The 19,922-nt window shown below is 40.1% G+C and carries 16 protein-coding genes and 2 pseudogenes; 10 read left to right on the top strand and 8 right to left on the bottom strand.

From position 1 onward, the window contains the following. Nucleotides 1-707: 707 nt before the first annotated feature. Both BANVL01_RS25230 and BANVL01_RS25225 read right to left on the bottom strand, forming a co-directional pair. The gene (locus BANVL01_RS25230; RefSeq protein WP_066093504.1) at nt 708-1,136 is read right to left on the bottom strand and encodes a hypothetical protein; all 429 of its coding nucleotides are present in this window, start codon (nt 1,134-1,136) and stop codon (nt 708-710) included. A 1,288-nt stretch (nt 1,137-2,424) separates the two neighbouring features. Further along, nucleotides 2,425-2,712 carry a hypothetical protein gene (locus BANVL01_RS25225; RefSeq protein WP_066093507.1) on the bottom strand — a complete coding sequence of 96 codons (288 nt, stop codon included), beginning with the start codon at nt 2,710-2,712 and terminating at the stop codon, nt 2,425-2,427. Between the two features lie 299 nt (nt 2,713-3,011). Here BANVL01_RS25225 and BANVL01_RS27065 point away from each other — a divergent pair. After that, nucleotides 3,012-3,203: pseudogene (locus tag BANVL01_RS27065) on the top strand (IS3 family transposase); the annotation flags it as partial. Between the two features lie 48 nt (nt 3,204-3,251). Here the strand turns inward: BANVL01_RS27065 and BANVL01_RS25220 are convergent. Beyond that, entirely contained in the window at nt 3,252-3,446 is a 195-nt protein-coding gene (locus tag BANVL01_RS25220; protein ID WP_066093510.1) for a histidine kinase, read from the bottom strand. A gap of 941 nt (nt 3,447-4,387) precedes the next feature. On the opposite strand from BANVL01_RS25220, the gene BANVL01_RS25215 reads away from it, so the two are divergent. After that, a complete protein-coding gene (locus BANVL01_RS25215) occupies nt 4,388-6,847 on the top strand; it encodes a M64 family metallopeptidase (RefSeq protein ID WP_066093513.1) in 2,460 nt (819 codons plus the stop codon). Between the two features lie 561 nt (nt 6,848-7,408). Here BANVL01_RS25215 and BANVL01_RS25210 read toward each other — a convergent pair. Next, nucleotides 7,409-8,545 (bottom strand): glycerate kinase family protein, encoded by a 1,137-nt coding sequence (locus tag BANVL01_RS25210; RefSeq protein ID WP_066093515.1) that lies wholly within the window; start codon nt 8,543-8,545, stop codon nt 7,409-7,411. 81 nt (nt 8,546-8,626) lie between these two features. Between BANVL01_RS25210 and BANVL01_RS25205 the strand changes: the two genes are divergently transcribed. The 3 genes from BANVL01_RS25205 (at nt 8,627) to mngB (ending at nt 14,116) form a co-directional block, all read left to right on the top strand. Further along, entirely contained in the window at nt 8,627-9,358 is a 732-nt protein-coding gene (locus BANVL01_RS25205) for a MurR/RpiR family transcriptional regulator (protein ID WP_082805144.1), read from the top strand. A gap of 143 nt (nt 9,359-9,501) precedes the next feature. Then, nucleotides 9,502-11,445 carry a PTS 2-O-a-mannosyl-D-glycerate transporter subunit IIABC gene (gene mngA, locus BANVL01_RS25200; protein ID WP_066093518.1) on the top strand — a complete coding sequence of 648 codons (1,944 nt, stop codon included), beginning with the start codon at nt 9,502-9,504 and terminating at the stop codon, nt 11,443-11,445. Between the two features lie 61 nt (nt 11,446-11,506). Then, on the top strand, nt 11,507-14,116 hold the full coding sequence (gene mngB, locus BANVL01_RS25195) for a mannosylglycerate hydrolase (protein WP_066093521.1): 2,610 nt from the start codon (nt 11,507-11,509) through the stop codon (nt 14,114-14,116). Nucleotides 14,117-14,282: 166 nt separating this feature from the next. Here mngB and BANVL01_RS28825 read toward each other — a convergent pair. From BANVL01_RS28825 to BANVL01_RS27945, 3 genes and pseudogenes are all read right to left on the bottom strand, one after another. After that, nucleotides 14,283-14,585 (bottom strand): annotated as a pseudogene (locus BANVL01_RS28825) (GDP-mannose 4,6-dehydratase); the annotation flags it as partial. Nucleotides 14,586-14,841: 256 nt separating this feature from the next. After that, the gene (locus BANVL01_RS25185) at nt 14,842-15,759 is read right to left on the bottom strand and encodes a hypothetical protein (protein WP_066093525.1); all 918 of its coding nucleotides are present in this window, start codon (nt 15,757-15,759) and stop codon (nt 14,842-14,844) included. Continuing rightward, nucleotides 15,731-15,871 (bottom strand): hypothetical protein, encoded by a 141-nt coding sequence (locus tag BANVL01_RS27945; RefSeq protein WP_169803222.1) that lies wholly within the window; start codon nt 15,869-15,871, stop codon nt 15,731-15,733. Before BANVL01_RS27945 ends, BANVL01_RS25185 begins: the two co-directional genes overlap by 29 nt. 914 nt (nt 15,872-16,785) lie before the next feature. On the opposite strand from BANVL01_RS27945, the gene BANVL01_RS25180 reads away from it, so the two are divergent. From BANVL01_RS25180 to BANVL01_RS25160, 5 genes are all read left to right on the top strand, one after another. After that, nucleotides 16,786-17,343 carry a competence protein ComK gene (locus BANVL01_RS25180; protein WP_066093527.1) on the top strand — a complete coding sequence of 186 codons (558 nt, stop codon included), beginning with the start codon at nt 16,786-16,788 and terminating at the stop codon, nt 17,341-17,343. A gap of 74 nt (nt 17,344-17,417) precedes the next feature. Continuing rightward, nucleotides 17,418-17,678, top strand: coding sequence for a helix-turn-helix domain-containing protein (locus tag BANVL01_RS27060; protein ID WP_369689621.1), 261 nt, complete (start codon nt 17,418-17,420; stop codon nt 17,676-17,678). A 252-nt stretch (nt 17,679-17,930) separates the two neighbouring features. Continuing rightward, the gene (locus BANVL01_RS25170) at nt 17,931-18,173 is read left to right on the top strand and encodes a helix-turn-helix domain-containing protein (protein WP_066093534.1); all 243 of its coding nucleotides are present in this window, start codon (nt 17,931-17,933) and stop codon (nt 18,171-18,173) included. Nucleotides 18,174-18,386: 213 nt separating this feature from the next. Beyond that, a complete protein-coding gene (locus BANVL01_RS25165) occupies nt 18,387-18,665 on the top strand; it encodes a helix-turn-helix domain-containing protein (protein ID WP_066093537.1) in 279 nt (92 codons plus the stop codon). Between the two features lie 137 nt (nt 18,666-18,802). Next, on the top strand, nt 18,803-18,997 hold the full coding sequence (locus BANVL01_RS25160; RefSeq protein WP_066093540.1) for a hypothetical protein: 195 nt from the start codon (nt 18,803-18,805) through the stop codon (nt 18,995-18,997). Nucleotides 18,998-19,752: 755 nt separating this feature from the next. On the opposite strand, the gene BANVL01_RS27055 is transcribed toward BANVL01_RS25160, so the two are convergent. Beyond that, a partial coding sequence (locus BANVL01_RS27055) for an excalibur calcium-binding domain-containing protein (RefSeq protein ID WP_169803221.1) occupies nt 19,753-19,922 on the bottom strand: 170 nt, incomplete at its 5' end.

The following is a 19,922-nucleotide window of genomic DNA, read 5'->3' as shown; positions in this document are numbered from 1 at the left end:
ATACAGTGGTTCTCTTCTAGTTTATCTAATTTTCTTTTTTCCTTCTCGCTCATTATCAAAGTGCTTCTTTAGCCGATCTAATAAAGCGGGGAGGATCGGGGGCAGACCCCATAGCCATCAAGTTAAGCATATTTAAGTACAATTCCGTAATTTTCTTTATGCTTTATTTCGGTAATATATCGTTTTACTGGAGGGTGCATTTTTTTGTTAAAGGATTTAAACATAGATCAAGAATTTCAATAATCACAATTGATTCTGTACCGGTTTTTATTTTCACCTCTACTTGTACAAGGGTAGCCTTCAAGACCTGTCCTATTCCCATTTACCATTATTTTCCCACCTTAGCTTAATCAGGCACATTAAGGTAAACAATGTATTTGTTGTTAAACTTTTTGACTTAATCCAGAAGTGAATTTGCTGAACTAGTTGGTTCTAAAAATAGAAAGAACCACCCTCATTTTTTAAGCCTGTCTCTTTTGGAGTGCCTGTAGGTATAAAAACACATATAAAATCACACAAAAAATAAAAATTTGCACTGCTATTTTGTTAATTTAAAAGGGATTATGAAGTCGGTTGCAAGCGATACATAGCTCCAAACTGAAACTCATTCATTTTTTGTTTGTAGGCAATTGTCAAAACTCCATGATTAAATCCATTTTATTCACAATTTCGTATATCAGATGGTGACTAGGCACCGGGATTTATCCTCATAAATATCTAACTTTCCTTAACTCATTGACGAACAACACTTCTATTCCCAGCTGTTTCAACGTGTTCTTGATTTCATCTATGTAATTTCTGTAGTATTCTATATCAGCAAAGGCGATTCCCACTTTAGACGTGATTCCCGCTGCCTTCGGGCTAGATAATATTTTTGCACAGGCATATAGTTGTTCCGAAACATGAACTTTACATTGACTGTTATCAAATGGCTTTCCAAACCTAGAGGATGAAGGGTCTGAACTCGTTCCCCCAACTGCCTCAATATAGAACCTTTCATTCATATCTGAATCTACTTTTTTAGCAATAATATCAATCCCACTATGCCTTATCTCTCGTTTTTTGCTGACAATGACATAGCCCTGTCTCTCTAATTCTGTACACACACCATCAATAACATCTAGTTCGTATATCAAAATACTCCCCCCCAATAAGCTGGATTCATAATGTTACCGATAATACGGCAACTTATCATAAATAAATATTATTCGCTTATCCGGGACCTTTTTCCTGCTTATATTTTCCAAGACAGAGTAGATCAGAACTAGCACGCGATTGTAGAAATTGGTACCTTCTAAAACATATTAGTATTCTAAATCTCCTAATTTGCTAATAAAAAGGTGGATTTCCTGTTCGCTTGTGACACGCACCGGAATTTTAGCACACCAAACTGACAAATCTAAACAAAATTCCCTTCCATTAAAACTAAATAATCGTTTGATTAAATAGGGCAGGAATCCCGTCATTTATAGATTTAAACGATTCGGCAGCTAAAAACTTTGTCAGTTAATTAAACGTTTGATTAAATAGGTGTATTTCCTAGTGATATCAAGGTTTCTTCTCTTCATTTCAAACAATAATTGACGAATGTTGGCTTTATATCTGGTTCCACTCAGCCATATTCACCTACATCAATTCTAAACCGACAAACCCCAACAAAATATCCTTCAGAAAAACTAATTAATCGTTTGATTAGATTTGCCAGGAAACCCGCTGGAAAAGGAGTGAACCCATTTTTGCAGCTAAAAATTTTGTCAGTTAACTAAACGTTTGATTAAATATGCCGAAAAGCCCACTGGTAATGGATTCATTCAGATTAACGGCCAAAACTTTTGTCAGTTATTCAAACGTTTGATTATCATAGCTTTGTCCCTCATCGATGATATTTGATTATAGGTTCAGTGGGATTAAAGTTTAATCCTTAACCAAATGAAATATTTTAAATTAGGGATTAATATGGTTATGGTTCCCGAAAGACCGATTGATGAGGAAGTGGTGAAATTATCGGTGGAACAAAAAACCACCAGATTCGTCTCCATGGTCTCTGCCATTATCAACTCTGACACTCAGACAAAACTTTTCCTTCTTCCGTTCAAAGGTTCCTTCATAGCAATCAAGTAATTTTTCGGGCGGGAGCACAGTAATTATGTCTCCCTGGCTACAGATTGCTGTTTATGAAGTCCCCACCTTCTAAGTGTCATCGCTTCCCAAGTGGTTGTATCGGTTATTTTTCTTCTTCAGCTAAGTCTGAAATAGTTCTCGCTAGTCGAATGATTTTGGAGCGGGGGGCTGACCCCGAAATTCCCCGTTACCAATGAGGTAAGTCCTTTTTTGCGTGTTTTTATGGTGCCTACATTGGTCATGATAATTTATACGCCGGATCGACCTAATGCTGCACGAATTCCGTGTGCCAAAGTGAAGTGCTCATCCTTTATTGCTTCGTTTATTTCGAAAAGCAATAATATTTGTTTTTAACGAAGCATATGTTCCAACCGCCGCATACCCATAAAACCACCCCATAAATATTCCGCCAACAATGTTGTGTTTGTGACTGATAAATATGGAAATTCCTAGTCCAAAAAAAAGTGCGATTGTTGGTACAAACCATTTCGGTAATCTGAAATAAATCTTAATTAGTTGAGTGAACACGATAATGATGGGTATCGCAAAAATCGCATCCCAAAAATTCGTTTTAATGGTAGGGAAATCCAATGACAAACACACCTTTTTTACCTTATTATGTGTGTTCTTTGTTAGAATTATAAATATTTAGTTCAAACCAATATACCAAGCCCAGCCTCCGATAGCAGCTAAGATACAAAGAAAAAGATACTGGTCACCGTTCCTAAAAATATATCCATTGATGGATATTATTATCTATATGTTCTAAAGGGTCTTGTACTATTCCATTTTGCACGCAAAACGAACAGAGCTTTTTGCGAATCGCGTTAAGGAATCACGCCCTAATTCTAGAATAGGAACATCCGTGCAATAGGGGTCCAAGATCCCTACAGAAATCCTTTTTTGGCCATTTCAAAGATGAAGCTACTATCAAACAATGCAAAAATCTAAGAGAACTTAAAAAGGAAATTAGAAGTTATATGACGCATTATAATAATACAAGATATCAATGGAATCTAAAGAAGATGACCCCTGTGGATTACAGAAATCATCTTCTTAGAGTAGTTAATGTCCCAAATTAAAGTGTCCCTGACAAAGGGTACAGTTTACTGTCCCATCGTCCCAATTAATCAAGACCGTTTCTTCCCCTCATTTTCTGGAAAAAGAAAATAGGAAATTACTCCTGAAAATAGAGCAGCTCCTATTGCAATGATTAGTCTAATCCCTAATTGTATTTCTGAAAATTCCTCATTAAGCATCCAAATTGCTACAGCCATAACGATAATCATGATTGGAATGACAAGTGTAATTCTTTTCGGTTTCAATTTTTCGCTTCCCTTCTGTCCTCTTTTATACCTAAATATTATTATACAAAAATAAAGACGGGTAATGATATTATCGTTATCATTAAATTAATTGCCTGATTCAGATAAAAGTATATTACTGTAGCTTGCGCTTCTAATCTGGCATTAGATAGACAAAGACGACGACAGCCACAGCCCTTCGACCATACTTAGTTGTCTGCGAATAGTAAAATAAAACAGGAGGACCTGATTTAAAAAATGCAGATGCTCCTTGTTTTCATCTTCGACAAACTTCGGGGCGCGACTACAGTGCACCGGAATCGGCACCGAATAAGTTCTGGAGTTTTCCCTTTTAAATAAGAATATTTTTGTATATAATGGATATATAATAAAAAAGAGAAGTGCGCTAACACTTCTCCCTGCAACTGCTACCGTCAGGGTGGTGGTTGTCATAGTTTGTTATTTGTGAGAACCACCCTTTTGCTTGCGACGGCGTAGGGCGGTTTTCTTGTTTTCTAGAATGTTTTTCCGAAAGAAAAAAGCAGCGGTTTCCCGCATTACCCCCTACAGAATTTCCCGTAGCATTTCAAGAAATGTTTCCATGATTATCACCTCCTTCCCGACACGGAAAGAAGCATAACAACCAACCACCCTAACAATATTCAGTTGCAATTCTATTTTATCATTTTCCACAAATATAAAAACCTATCAATCTTCGACAATATTCGGGGCGTGACACCGGAACAGGCACCGGAACAATAAGCACATGGACAGTTCCCTGCTTAAGGAGCAGTCCAACCATCCCCATGCATTAAAAGAAGCAGGAAAAACGCCCCCGCTTTCACAGGACTTAAGTACCATTCATCAGAAAATTCAAAATACTATTAGAAACCGCTTCTACCCTGTGCTAAAATAGGGTTGGCATAATGCTAATATTTAGTAGAAAAGAAGGGTGGGTTTGAATGTTAAAACGAATGTCTTTACTTAAGTCAGTGGTTCTAAGTACCGCGCTTCTGATCTCCGGGACAGGATTGACTGTAACGGATGTCAAGGCACAGCAACAGAATCTGCAGCAAACAAATGCCGCAACGGAACTCAAAGTTGGGGATGTAAAAGTGGTCCCTCTTCAAGTAACCGGTTCGGCAAAGGATCGACTCAATCTTATTATCTTTGGCGATGGTTACACCGCCGAAGAAATGGACAAATTCCAGCAGGATGTGGAAAGAAACTTGAACGTCCAGTGGAGTGTAGAGCCATTCCGCAGCTACCGTTATTACTTCAACATCTACATGATCCAAACTCCATCCAAAGACTCCGGCATCAGTTGTGACCCGGATGACGGCAACATCCGGCGTGACACAGTCTTCAATCTTCAGTATGCTGCTAAGTGCCCTGCAGACAAGCTTGCCCGCGGTGTCACCTATGGTACTGGCGGTGACAAGGCCCGCACTGACATTCTGACCAACTATGTTGCACCCGAACTGGGCATCTCGGCTAATGCCCAAAATATTCAAACACTCAACATTGCTAACACCTTTACGTATGGCGGCATCGGCGGCGTTCATGCAACTACCACTGGCGGCAGCCCGCAAGGACCGCTAGTATCATTACACGAACTCGGGCATTCACTTGGTAATTTGAACGATGAATATGCCTACTATGACCGTGGTGTTCCAGGTGGTCCGCATCCTGAAAGGGAACCTAGTTCGGCTCACCATACCCGTTTTACCTCCAAGGAGATGACTGAAAAACAAACCAAATGGTGGCGCTGGCTCGGCGAGGAAAGTGAATCCGGCGGTATTATCCGTGCGGCCGACCCGGACGGGCATGAGAGCGGCGTATATTACAGTTCCAACGTATGGCGTCCAAGTGAACATTCGATGATGCGCCATACCGGCTTCTACTTTGACCAAGTCGGAAGAGAACAAATGACACAGCGGATTACCGGTATGCGTAATGCCAATGCAATGCCATTAGCTTCCACTAAGGTTGGCGAAGTCGGAGCAAAAGATGTGGTATGGGTGGAAACGATGCACCCAAGATTCCAAGCTCTTGAAGTGACTTGGCAAATTAACGGCAAAGAGGTAACGGACACGAATAACAGCCGCCATCTCAAGCTTGCAGAACTAAATGTTAAAGACGGTGACAAGATAAAAGTAACTGTGAAAGACAAAACGGAGTTCGTCCGTGATCCGAACTATTTGAATGGTCCAAGGATGACACAGACCCGTGAATGGACTGTCGGACAACCGCTGCCAAAGACGGAAGTTAATGTGAAGTTCACCAATACTTCCATAACGGATCACCCGTTAGCTAATAACGAGATTGCTTTCGTTGAAACGACCAATCCGAATGATCGCGTGCTTAACGTAACTTGGGAACTTAATGGTAAAAAAATAGAGGGGACCAACAACAGCCGGCTTTACAATCTTGGAAAGTTTGACTTGCCAAAGGGAGCTTCCCAGCTAAAAGCAACCCTGACAGATCCGTCCAATCCTAATGGCCCATCGGACACAGTACAATGGACGGTTGACAACGGGATGCCTACAGCACCGCGAACTCTATCCAAGCCTCTTGTAAAACTGGACGGCAAGATTGAGCACAATGTGTACTTTAACGAGTTTGATATGCTGCTCAATCCAAAGGATGACCAGAAAGGGTTCGTTGTCGGCGAGTTCCGTTTAGATCATGACGGCTGGTTCAACTATTTTGGGTTCCCGGAGAAGCCGGATGGCACACCATTCAAGTTCACACATTCCGGAACGGATATCAAAGCCTTAACATACGGCAACCTTGGAACCGGTGGACTGTCAAAGGCAACCTTTGAACAATCCTATAAAGCCGGCGATCCCGGCGGTCCATTCGTGCCAGGCTTCGGTACGCATACCGTTGAGCATAGAGCGATTGATGCCACCGGTAACATTGGAAATGTCGAATTATTTAAAGCAACTGTTTTACCAGGAGAAATGCCTGATTGTACAACAACAGTTACCGGCAGCCAAAATGGCGGACTGGTTATTTCTAAAGGTGTAACATGCCTCAAAGATGCGGTCGTCCGCGGCGGTGTCACCGTTAAAAATGGGGCATCATTAGTGATTTCCAACAGTACAATTAATGGCGGCTTGATGGCTGACAAGGCGAACGTTATACAAGTTTTCGGTACCACTGTAAATGGAAAATCACAAATCGCCGGGACTTCCAACAACGTAACATTAGCAGGAAATCAGTTTAACGGCGGGCTAACCCTAGCCGATAACAACCAAGTATCAGCTAACAAACAGTTTGGTGAATACGGACCAATCGTATCTGGAAACACGATCACCGGAAAAGTAGAATGTGAAGGTAATAGCTCAAAGGCCAATGATTTCGGAGCAGCAAACAATATAAAAGGCTCCTTAACTGGTCAATGTAAAGGGCTATAGTTAAATCTGGGGACGGTTCTTCTGCTGTGAAGCGGAAGGACCGTCCCTTATCGCTGCCGGTAAAGTGGACCATTTTTCTTTTGTTCAGAAGGCGATAGATTAATAGTTACTTTCATATCTACTTAAGAATACCCCATATCATGCAGTGCAGTTGAAACCCGTTCCTTTAATTCTTTTACCGACGCATCAGTAAGCGGGGGTCTGCCCCCCAAATTCAGAAAATAAAAGATTTAGATAAGATAAACAGCAACAGCCACTAGAACAATACCTGTTCTAGTGGCTCATTTTGCCGCACTCAATGGCTCATTCATCCGGAAACAGTGGCTCAAAACTCCGCACAGCTGGCTCATTCTGCCCGCAATACTCAGGAAAAGTAAGAGCCGCATGCAGCTCTTACTTTTCTTCATTTTTGCCACCTTTTTTCTCCCAGTTTATCTTTTACACTTTACCGCTTTAAACTTTAGCTGGGTGGGGGTCTGACCCCACTAGCCCGTTTTACTCCCGCACTTTACAGCTTTAAACTTTAGCTGAGTGGGGGTCTGATCACAAGGTCCGCAGGATTCAAGTCATCCTTAAAACCCTCCCAATTTGCTCAGCAGTCCTCCTAAGATTTAAGCGGGTATGTTCTGGCTTCATCGCCTCTTCTAAATCAACTGGCCCACCCACAATAGAAAAATAGGCCGTGATTCCTGAATCATGCAAGGAGCTATTGCCCTCCGATACGTCACCAGCAAGTGCAATCACCGAAATTCCGTACTTACCGGCTAAGCGAGCAATACCTGCAGGGGCTTTTCCCATCGAGGTTTGTCCATCCAGCTTTCCCTCACCTGTAATCACTAAGTCCACTCCGTGAAGCACTTCCTCTAAGCAGGCCAGTTCAAGTATTAATCCAACACCTGATTCTAACTCAGCCTGCAAGAAACCAGCAAAAGCTCCACCCAAGCCACCCGCAGCACCAGCGCCCGGGATTTTCTGTAAATCCATACCTAACTGATCTAATACAACATCTCCAAAGCATCTAAGACCTTCATCTAAATCCTTAACGATTTCAACCGTTGCTCCCTTTTGTGGTCCGTAAATGTAGGCAGCACCATTTTGTCCATAGAGTGGGTTATTGACATCACATGCAACACGAAACCTCGAGTTCCTTACCTGATCAGAAACCGCATGCATGTCAATGGTAACAATGTTTTTCAACTCCGCTCCACCAAGTCCAACAAGCGCACCTTCCTTAGTGAAAAATTGATATCCTAAAGCCTGAAGCATTCCAACTCCTGCATCGTTTGTTGCACTGCCGCCAAGACCAATAATAAAATCGCGGCAGCCCTTTTCAATCGCTGCCAAAATCAGCTCTCCTACACCGTAAGATGTTGTTAATAGAGGATTACGCTCTTCCTTCGTTAATAAGGGCAATCCACAGGCTTCAGCAATCTCGATGACTGCTGTTGTCCCATCGCCTAAAATTCCGTATCTTGCCTTAACTGCCTTCCCCAATGGCCCTGTCACAACAGTATCAACAAACCTTCCATTACTAGCAAGAACAAGCGCCTCAACCGTTCCTTCCCCGCCATCAGCAATCGGCATTGTTTGAACATCAAATTCAGAACTAGCCTGTAAAAACCCTTCCGCTATCGCTCTATTCGCTTCAATCGATGAAAGACTTCCTTTCAACGAATCCATCGCTATTAAAATATTCAATGTTAATCCCTCCCAAACCTATTTAGAACCTTAGCGAAATCACTTTCTTGTTTGATATAATAGAAACCATCGAGGTGAAATATGATCCAATTTGAAGAACGCGTCCATAAATTTGAATATAAATTAAATGATACTGACGACCAAATTATAGAATATATTGTAAACAACAAAAAAGACTTCGTGAACCAATCAATCCAAAGCCTAGCAGCCAGTCTATTTACTGTTCCAAATACGATTACAAGACTTTCTAAAAAGCTTGGCTATGATGGTTTTTCACACCTGAAAAATAGTATTAAGGAAGAACTCGAGTCAACCAAAACGGCAGCCGAGGATGGCTCCTATTATTTTATTCAAAAAACCTTTGAACTCAGCGATGCAGAACTTATCGAAACAGTCGCTAAAATGATTCATGATGCAAAGCATGTCCTATTCTTTGGCGTTGGCGACAGTGCCGATTTCTGTGAAATGATGGTCCGAAATTTACGAGTAGTTGGAAAAACCTCCGAACACTATATTCATCGCCATGAAATGCTTCATATGCTGGATCAAATGAACAAAAATGACATACTCTTTTTAATTAGCTTATCTGGTGAAACAACGCAAATCCTTGAAATGGCTGAAAGAGCAAAACAAAGGGAAACTCCGATTATTTCATTAACACACTTCACGCGGAACTCTCTTCAAGAAGCCGCTGCAGTCAATTTATATTGCTATGCACCTAAAAAAATAAAGAACGGCTATAATATTACCGACCGAACCCCGGTTATGGTGGTATTACAGGCATTATCTCAATATTATTGGGACCATTATTAAAAATGTGTAAAAATACACATGAAAACGCTTAATCACGACCCCTATGTGTAAAAATAAGAAGAATCGTTCTTCTTATTTTTTTTTTGTTACGATAGATTCATGAGATGAAAACACTTACAAATGAAATACAGGAGGTAAACCAAATGCAACTACAAACCCTTACCTCACCAAGCCTAATCAGTACGGCAAAGACATTCGAGTCTAAAGAAGATGTCATCCACTACTTAGTCAAAAAGCTTGGTGAAGCCGGAAAGCTATATTCTGAAGCTGAATACCTTCAATCTGTATTAGATAGGGAGAAACTTTCTCCTACAGGATTTGAAGGCGGTCTTGCCATTCCACATGGAAAGTCAACAGCCGTCAAGGAAGCTGCTTTTGCAGTCGCGACGCTAAAAAAGCCATTAACTAACTGGGAAAGCATTGATCCAACCAATCAGGTACAGCTTGTGATCATGCTTGCCATACCAGAGAATGAAGCAGGTTCCACTCACCTTGCCTTACTTGCGGAATTTGTAAAAAGATTATCCAACGAAGCTTATAAGGAACGACTCCTAAAAGCAAAAACGAATACAGAATTATTTGAGCAGCTAGACAAAACAGACTCTCAAGAGGAAGAACGAGCAGTAAAGAAACTGAACAAAACCGTTTTAGCTATTACTGCATGCCCTGCAGGAATTGCCCATACCTATATGGCAGCAGAAGCACTCATTAAAGCCGGAAAAGAACTAGGTGTCGATGTATTTGTTGAAAAACAAGGAGCGAATGGCATTGAGGACCGCCATACGACTGCTCTATTGAAAAAAGCGGATGCAATTATCTTTGCCAATGATGTTGCTGTTAAAGATGAGGAACGGTTCGCCCACTTACCCAAGTTGAAAACTTCGGTTGCAGCTCCATTAAGAAATGCAACGAATATCATTCAACAAGCACTAGATAAAGCAGAAACGACACCAAAGAAAGAATATAATCCAGCTCAAATCGCTGAATCTTTCTCAGAAGACGGGGAAAAATCATTTAAAACCGAAATCAAAGACTCGATTTTAACAGGTATTTCTTATATAATCCCAGTCATTGTTGCCGGCGGGATGACCTTAGCAGCAGCGGTCTTAATCTCTCAAGCCTTTGACCTTCAAGAGGTGTATGCCCAAGAAGGTTCCTGGCTTTGGTTATTAAGACAGCTTGGAGGCGGGCTCCTTGGACAATTAATGGTTCCAATTTTAGCCGCATATATGGCCTACTCCATTGCGGACAAGCCCGCTCTTGGACCTGGTTTTGCTGCCGGTGTCGCAGCCAACTTAATTGGCAGTGGATTCCTTGGCGGTATGCTTGGTGGTTTCTTAGCAGGTTTCTTCTTAAAATTCCTAAAGAAAAAGATTCAACCCAAAGGAACGTTTGCAGGATTTATTAGCTTCTGGGTATACCCAGTTGTCGGAACACTTGTTGTCGGTTCGATTATGTTATTTGTGATTGGTGAACCACTTGCTTGGATCAATCAAAGCTTAATCAATTGGCTGGGAAGTCTATCTGGTACGAATGCACTTATTTTAGGAGCAATCCTAGGTGCAATGGTTTCATTCGACTTAGGTGGCCCAGTGAATAAAGCAGCCTACACCTTCTGTATTGGTGCAATGGCAAGCGGAAACTTTATCCCTTACGCAGCCTTTGCTTCTGTAAAAATGGTTTCAGCCTTCTCGGTTACGGGGGCAACCATTATTGGAAAAAAATACTTCACAAAGCAAGAACAAGAAATTGGAAAACAAACATGGCTGCTTGGTCTAGCAGGAATCACAGAAGGCGCGATTCCATTTATGATTAACGACCCATTACGCGTTATTCCTTCATTAGTTGCTGGTTCTGCTGTTACCGGCGCGATTGTTGCCTTCTTTAATATTGGGCTAAACGTTCCTGGCGCAGGAATTTTCTCCCTAGCTTTATTACAAGGACAGCAAGCCCTAGCAGCGGCAAGCATTTGGTTAGGAGCTGCATTAATCGGAGCACTGATATCCATGGTTCTTTTAATCGCAACAAGAAAAATGAAACTAAAAAAAGGAAATATAGAAGTTTCAACCACACAAAACGTAGCTTAATAGGACAAAAAAATATGGTACCTAGGGAATCTCTAGGTACCTAATTTATTAGGAGGACATCATGAAAAAAGTTCATATCGTACCCCATATGCATTGGGACAGAGAGTGGTACTTTTCAACCGAAGAGTCTCGAATTTTACTTGTAAACAATATGGAAGAAATCCTGGAAATGCTCGAAACGAATCCAGACTATCCCTACTATGTATTAGACGGTCAAACCTCAATCCTGGAAGACTATTTTGCGGTGAAACCAGAAAATAAAGAACGTGTGAAAAAACTCGTCCAAGCAGGCAAACTAATCATTGGCCCCTGGTATACTCAAACCGATGAAATGGTAGTCGGCGGAGAATCCATCGTTCGAAATCTCCTTTACGGGATCAAGGACAGTGAAGAGTTTGGTTCACCGATGATGATTGGCTACCTGCCTGATTCCTTTGGGCAATCTTCACAAATGCCGCAAATCCTAAATGGGTTTGATATTAAATATTCGATTTTCTGGCGTGGTACCTCTGAGCGTCATGGTACAGATAAAACTGAATTTTACTGGGAAAGTGATGATGGCTCAAAAGTTCTCGTTCAACTCTTCCCACTTGGCTATGCAATCGGAAAATATCTGCCTGAGGATGAGGAAAAACTGCAGGAGCGAATCGATAAATACTTTTCGGTTCTCGACCGTGGTGCAACGACAGAGAACATTATTCTTCCAAATGGACATGACCAAATGCCGATCCAAAAGAATATTTTTACCATTATTGAAAAACTACACAAACTATACCCAGATCGTGAATTTTTCTTAAGTAAATACGAAAATGTCTTTACCGAGTTAGAAAAAAATCAATCCTTACCAACCCTTCAAGGGGAATTCTTAGATGGAAAATATATGCGTGTCCACAGAAGTATCTATTCTACCCGAATGGATATTAAGGCGGCAAATACTAGAATTGAAAATAAAATCACCAACATCCTAGAACCATTAGCAACCATTGCTTATTCATTAGGATTTGAATACCATCATGGCTTGATTGAGCTAATTTGGAAAGAAATCATGAAAAACCATGCCCATGACAGTATCGGCTGCTGCTGCTCTGATAAAGTCCATCGTGAAATCATGAACCGATTCTTCTTAGCGGAGGAAAAGACCAATCAACTGATTGAATACTACAAGCGCAAGATCACTGATTCCATTGACACGGATCGTAAAGAGGACCGCTTAACAGCATTTAACCTGTTGCCTTATGAACGAAAGGAGGTAGTGACCACTAAAGTTATTACTAAGCTTCCTTCTTTTACTCTTGAGGATGCTGAAGGAAACACGATTCCTTTTGAGGTTTTGGAAAAAGAAGAATTGGATCCAGGCTTAATTGACCGTCAAATCGTTCACTATGGAAACTACGATCCATTCTATCAATATAGGATTCAATTAAAGGATTCTATTCCGGCCCTTGGGTATAAAACCTATTTTGTCGCCAGCACCGAGAACAAGATGACCCATACCCTTGTCGAAAAAGAAACCATCGAAACGGACTATTATAAGGTTTCCGTGAATCCGAACGGAACATTGAAAATTTGGGATAAGCAGCTTGAAAAGGAATTTAACGATGTGCTGTTGTTAGAGAATGGCGGCGATGATGGAGACGAATATGACTTCTCTCCACTACCGGATGAAACACTTATTTATAGTAATAACACAAAGGCAGAAGTGAAAATCGTCCAAAATCAATACGCTGCCCACCTTGACATTCAGTTAAAGCTTGATGTACCTGGAAATTTAGAACAGCGAAAAACAAACAAATTCGATCGTTTTGTTGATGTTCATTGGACGATTACGATTCCTAATCACCAGCCATTGCTAAAAGTGGATGTTGAAATCGATAATCAAGCGAAAGACCATCGTCTTCGCACAATGATTCCAACAGGTATTGCTTCATCCTTCTCCATTTCTGATAATCAATTTGGATTCATTAAGCGTAATGTTTATGATTCAGCTATGGATTATTGGAAGGAAGAAGATTGGGATGAACGCCCCGACTCCATTTATCCAATGCTTTCCTTCGTTGGTTTATCTGATAAGGAACATGGAATCAGTGTGTTAACCAATAGTACAAGGGAGTTTGAAATTGTCGGGGAGAACGACGATTCAATTGCGATTACCCTATTCCGCAGTGTGGGTGTTTTAGGAAAAGAAGAAATGCTGCGAAGACCTGGCCGCCCATCCGGGATTAAACTACCGACACCTGACTCACAAATGCTCGGAAAAATGGAGCTGAGCTTTGCGATTACAACACATAAAGGCTCAACTACAGCTGCAAACATCGGCAGAATCGCAAAGGAATATACGACACCAATCCAGACCTATAATAAAATACCGCATAATGCAATGAAGCTGAACCCATCTGGTGTAAAAACACCGTTAAGCTTTAGTTTCCTTCAGGAAACAAGCAATACTTCTGTTCTGAGCACATTGAAAAAGGCAGAAAAAGAAGATCGCTTCGTGCTCCGGTTCTTCAATCCGACAGAAGCAGAATCTCAAGCGTCATATATAGTGAACCGCTCCATTGACCATGCACAAGAAGGAAACCTAAACGAGAGTGCCGTTGCTCCATTGAAACTTGACAATAATCAATTTTATCTTCCAATAAAACAAAACCAAGTCAAGACAGTCTTATTTTAACCGGTGTCAGGCACCAAAAAAGGCAAAAAAGCCTAATCCTTCTACAGATTCTTAGAAGGTTAGGCTTTTTGTTTTTTTCTACCAAAACTCCACAGGGACGGTTGGACGGTTCTAGTTGCCTTCTACTTTCATCTGTTGATTGGAAAAAAGCCACCAGAGCCGTCCCCATGGTCCCTTGATAGTAATAAAGCGGTATTGATACTGATTCGCCAACTGCTTTTAATCCAGCAAAATGGATAACCGCACCAATTTCGTTGTTTGAAAACACATTTTCTAGGCCATTTCGATCAAGCAAGTCAATCACGTAAAACCGAAAGTCTTTATCTGTAATGTTTCTAATACTACGTAATGAATTAGGGTTAATATTAGAAAAATTATCAATAATAATTAATTCATAGCCAGCATTTAGTAATTCCACACAAGTATCACTACCAATATATCCGGCTCCACCGGTTACTAATATAGCCATCTTAAGATATATCCACCTTACTATTAAAATTTTCAATTGAACATACAATTCTACTAACCTACACATTGTCAATAAAAATCGATCCGTGACATGCAGAAAGACTTTACCGCTTAAAACTTTAGCTGAGTGGGGGTCTGACCCCAAAATCCCCACTTATCTAATCCAAATGGAGGGTGTCCTACACTCTTCATCTCATTAAAAAAATAGGTGTATTACTATACTTTTGGGACATCTTGGTGACTATTTGCTAAACAAGTTAATTCTGAGCGTGACAGGCGCCAGAATTTAGTAGTGAACCGGGACAAGAAGCCTGTCCCACCGACCTCGGGCTTCCCCCGTGCAGCCAATCCCACTCAAAGGTTTCTCCATTAATATTATAAAAATGGGGTTCATCTTCATCTCGCATTTCATATAACCACTCATCATAATACCGATAAAATTTCTTACTTAAGATCCCATAAAAGTAGGCAATTGGCTTTTTGACGACTTTTGTGAATTTCAGTTTTCTGATTAATTGTTTGAAGGCATCAATGGCGATACCAACGATGACGTCCGTTTCTTCGTGGAGTTTATAGTCAAACGCTAGGATATGAACCATACGCCAATAGTCTTCGATTAATTTTGCGTCATCGAAGAAGCATTTAACAAATTGGACAAATGGCAGTGGAATTCGGTTGCTCACAAAGGTGTGATCTAATTCAGACGGTTCTTCTATACGTTTTTTTATCTTTTGTTCTTTTTCAGTTTTAAAAAGATTACTAGTTTCTTTTAGGGGGGTCAATGTTTCTTGTTTGGGTGGTTCACTTACGGGAAAACGATTGAATACATAAAGATTGCTGGACTGGGAACCATTTTTCCGTTCGGTTTCAAAAACCGCGAAAATGCCTAATGCTTTTGCTTTACCGATCATCCGTTTAAACGTAGAACGGGAAATGCCGTTATCGTGGTATTCATCATGAATCGCTTTTAAGAGCGTGCCGATTTTGGCATTGCATACGCCAGGAATTTTCGCAGCAAAACGAACCAGCCGCTTTAAACCGACCAGCTCCCCTTTTGAAAAATCAGCCTTGTGCTCTACAAGCCACATTTCCATATGACAATTAAACTCTTTCAAACTTTCAAATTGTGAATACTGTTCAAACCCCTCAATATTGCCTGATTTCAAATTCAACATTTTGCGCCACCCTTTCACCGCTTGTTGCCGCTTTCGGCACCTCTACGATATCGGGTTTTACAGAAAGAATCGAACTCCTCAAAATCACTTTTGGCAGCGTATTTTTAACCAAAAACCTTATTTTGGGCTCCAAAAGTGATTTTTGAAGCCGATTTTTGCATTTATGGTCAGTTTTCCTTTCAATTTAAGCACATGTCCCGTTCTTCCGCTTTCCTTCATCTAAACATCCACAAACAGACACTCCTCGACCATCCTCTCCTAATTTCCCTATCAATCAAACGTTTAATTAAAACAGAAGAAATCCCTGATAGATAAGGCTTTCCCCGTCCCAATCCATGAAAAAGCTGCCGAAGGGTATCATAAAATTTAGGTAATATCATTCTTTTCACTAATCGACATCCTTTCTACGAAGTTCCCTATAGATTATTCTAATCAATCGTTTGATTAAAACAGCAGCGAGGTATTGATCTATTAGAATTTTACCTGAACATCTGAAACGAAAACTGTCGAGAATTGCCAGGGAAATTTGCAAATCATTCCCCAACAATCCCCAATAGTTGACCAGTTTCATGCGAACTTACATCATTCTATCCATTCCCTGTATTTTCGCCTCTAAATAAACGTTTGATTGAAAATGAACTCAACCCGCACCAAGCCTAAACTTCACGTTCCAAATGCTTAAAAAATATGCTGAAATCTGCCACCAAATGATAAACAAAGGAAAAGGACAGCTCCTTTTGCTAGCGTTAACAAATTTGTCAATATTTGACGGATTTTGTATACTGCTGTTTATCGAAAAAGTGTGCTATTTGTTATTTAATAATAGGAGAGATAAGCGCTTCCATGTTTTTTCAACTCCAATAACTGAATTCATTAGAACAGCTTTTAACCCCAGGTCGGAAACATCAAGCAAAGAGGTGAAGTTCATGTAATGGATATTTTAGCCCTTAGCCAAGTCGTACCCAATTAAAAGTTAGCGATTCAAATGGACGTTATTCGATGAGGATCTTTAGAGGAGATGAACGTATGAGTATGAACCAATTTTATTTAGTCGATGTTAATGTGATTTTAATGACGGGTGAATACAATAAACATGGGAAGCTTTGCGCACGGGTGATGATTGGCAAGGAAACTATTTTAGTTGATAGTACACCGGTCCAACTATTGGATGAAACGTTAAAATACATAGGGTATGATTTAAACGGTGCCATTGTAGGGTCCAAAGAGATCATCGGTGAAAAATATATGTGCCCTGTTATGGTTAATCCCTACAAAGGCATTTGCTTATTTCCAAATAAGTCTCCCCAAAAGGAAGATTGTATCTGGTTTAATCCCGATCATATTGTAAATACCACAAGCAGAGGTTACAAAACAGAGGTCGAGCTTAGCAACGGCGTTTCCATTATAGTCGATTCGAAACTAAGCTTTTTTAACACAAAGCTTCAGACAGCCTTTCAATTGAAGCGGACTGCAACCCAAAGAGGGAACCATCCAAATACAATAGATTTCTTCATCATACCGGAAAAAAGGAAGCCTCTCACGAAATCGAAAAACGGTAAATATAACTTTGGTTCCATAGCTTAGTATGATCGAATACATACACTAGTCTATGAGTATTTCAATAACTCGCTAAATGGTAATAATACGAAGGAAGGCGTATAGCACAGAATGACAAAAAAGGAGAAATTACTTGGAAAAATCAACATATCCCATATATCGGAAAAGTATTAAAAAGTTTAAGAATGGCTAAAAACCTAACACAGCAGCAATTATCCAATCTATGCGGTATCACTCGTCCCTACATTAGTATGCTTGAAAGGAATGTCAAACAGCCTACGCTCACCATCATCTTCTTGCTTGCAGCCGGCCTTGGGATGAAAGCTTCTGAGCTTGTAAAGGAAATAGAGAATTACTGTTAGAGAGGTAAGAATCTGTCGGAAGATTGGTGCCAATACTCCACACATACTAAAAGGAGTAAGTACACCAATCTGTTCTTTTTGTTCGATTAGATGTTTGTTAACTGTCACCGTCGAAAAAGAATAAAAGGCAGTCCCTTTTCTCTTTAAATCATTATTTTGAACAATTTTTGAACAATGGATATTGGGTAGTTTGTTACGTGGAGTGGAGGTCTTTTTTATTATCTAATGGACTTAAAAAGGGAGGATTTCCTTATGCAGCCAAGGATTTTCATAGGAAAGGTTATAAAAAAAAACAGAGAAATCCATAAGATTACACAGGCGAATTTAGCTGAACGGTGCTCATTGAGTTTAGTATCGATCAGTAAATTTGAAAGGAATATCACTGAACCAAGTTTTGCGACCATCATTAAATTGGCCAAAGCCTTTGAAATGGAAGTTTCAGAATTTGTCAGGGAAATTGAAGAAGGCTTAGAAATGGTTCACACTCCGGATTAAACTATTGAGATTTTCTCATGGATGCCAACCAAAATCATTCCAAATTTTCATACACATCGGGAGGTGCCCATTAGACTGTTAGATAAAATAAAAGTAAATCCGATAAGTTAACCTTACTCAAAATCTTTTCCCATACCCAACTTACGGGTAGTTAACTACGTGGTGCATTCCCTTACCTCATTATGTAATGAGGTAAAAAGGTGATGTGTACCCATGGATAACCATAAAATATCGACGGTAGGAATGCTAATAGAACAGAAAAGACGTACTAAAAATCTAATGCAAGATGAGCTGGCATTTAACTGCAACATAAGCAGAAAAGCTATAAGCAATATTGAAACAGACAAAAACCTGCCCAGTTTACCTCTATTAGTAAAAATCGCACGCGAACTAGATATAGAGGGCTATGAACTTTTAAAAGAAATAGAAGAACGAGGATTATTAGAAGATTATCTGCGAAAATATGATAATAACAATGACAACGAGTTATAGGAATCCAAGTAGATTGCATCAAAGACTGTACCAAATGATTCAGAAGTAGATCAGCAACATCGTTAACAAAATATTCACAAGGGTTTTCCATGATATTGAAGAATTTAATCAGTATCAATTAAAAAGGTCGTGAGTGAATGAAAGGTTCAACGGGATACGATTATGAAGAGGATGGAGTTTTGTATCGTGTTTTTTACATCCATAAAAGCAAAATCAAAGGGATTAAGGTCATGGCACGCTCTGGTAACAGAATGGTTATTGAATATGGACGTACTCCTAACGAAGCTGCAAAAAAGGCAAAAAAACTATTACTAAGCCCAAGCACTAAATGATTAAATTTGGAGTCAGTCCCCTATGCATTAAAGCGGCGGTGGACTGACCCTTTTTTTTTGATAAAATCTGAGCGGTGACAGTGGCACCGGAATTCCTAAACGTCAGTTGGAAAAAATGCAAAACCCAGAAGTTTGCGTTCGTTCACCAATTTTCTCAATGGGTTAAACCATACAAACGTTTATTTAAATTTGCTAGAAACCGCGACACATAGGGATTATTGCGGTTAAGCGGGCAAAAATTTTGTCACTTAATCAAACGTTTATTTAAATGCCTGCAGAAGCCAGTGAGATCAACGATTTCCCGCTAAAATTCGAAAAAAAATTAGCGAAAGTTGGATAATTGTCTGAATCCTGTCCAGCCTGATTACCATCTGCCCTCAAGGAATGACATTCCTCGATAAAATCCCCTTCAGAAAAACAAATCAAACGTTTAATTAAATTGGTCGAGAAACTCGCTATTTAGGGACTCAACTACTTTGGCTGCTAAAAATTTTGTCAGTTAAATAAACGTTTGATTGAAAGTGACTTAAGCGGGCACCATTACTATATTTCAACCTTCAAACCGCTAAAAAGCATGTCGAGAAATGGCAAGTAGGAATATTTTGGGCGGATAGGTTAAATATCAATACCACCCAAAGGAAATCCTCTGGATGGTACCTTGGATAATGCCTGGCGCCCTGTTTCTTTTCAGCACACTATCCTAAAAATCTATCAATCTTCTACAAATTTCGGGGCATGACAGTCACCGGAATAATTTATCTTTCACAAGCAAAATTATCTTTATCTCTATCCAATTTAGCTCGATAGGCTGGATGAGTAGAAGGTACACCATTTGGATATTTCTTTCTTAGTTCAGTACAATTGGCAAAGAACTCTGATTCTCCACTTGAAGCTGCAACTGCAGCTGCTTTGGATTCTGCCTTTG

Source organism: Neobacillus novalis NBRC 102450 (assembly GCF_001591805.1).
GTDB classification, from domain to species: Bacteria; Bacillota; Bacilli; order Bacillales; family Cytobacillaceae; genus Neobacillus; species Neobacillus novalis.
This window is presented reverse-complemented; position numbering and strand designations above follow the sequence as displayed.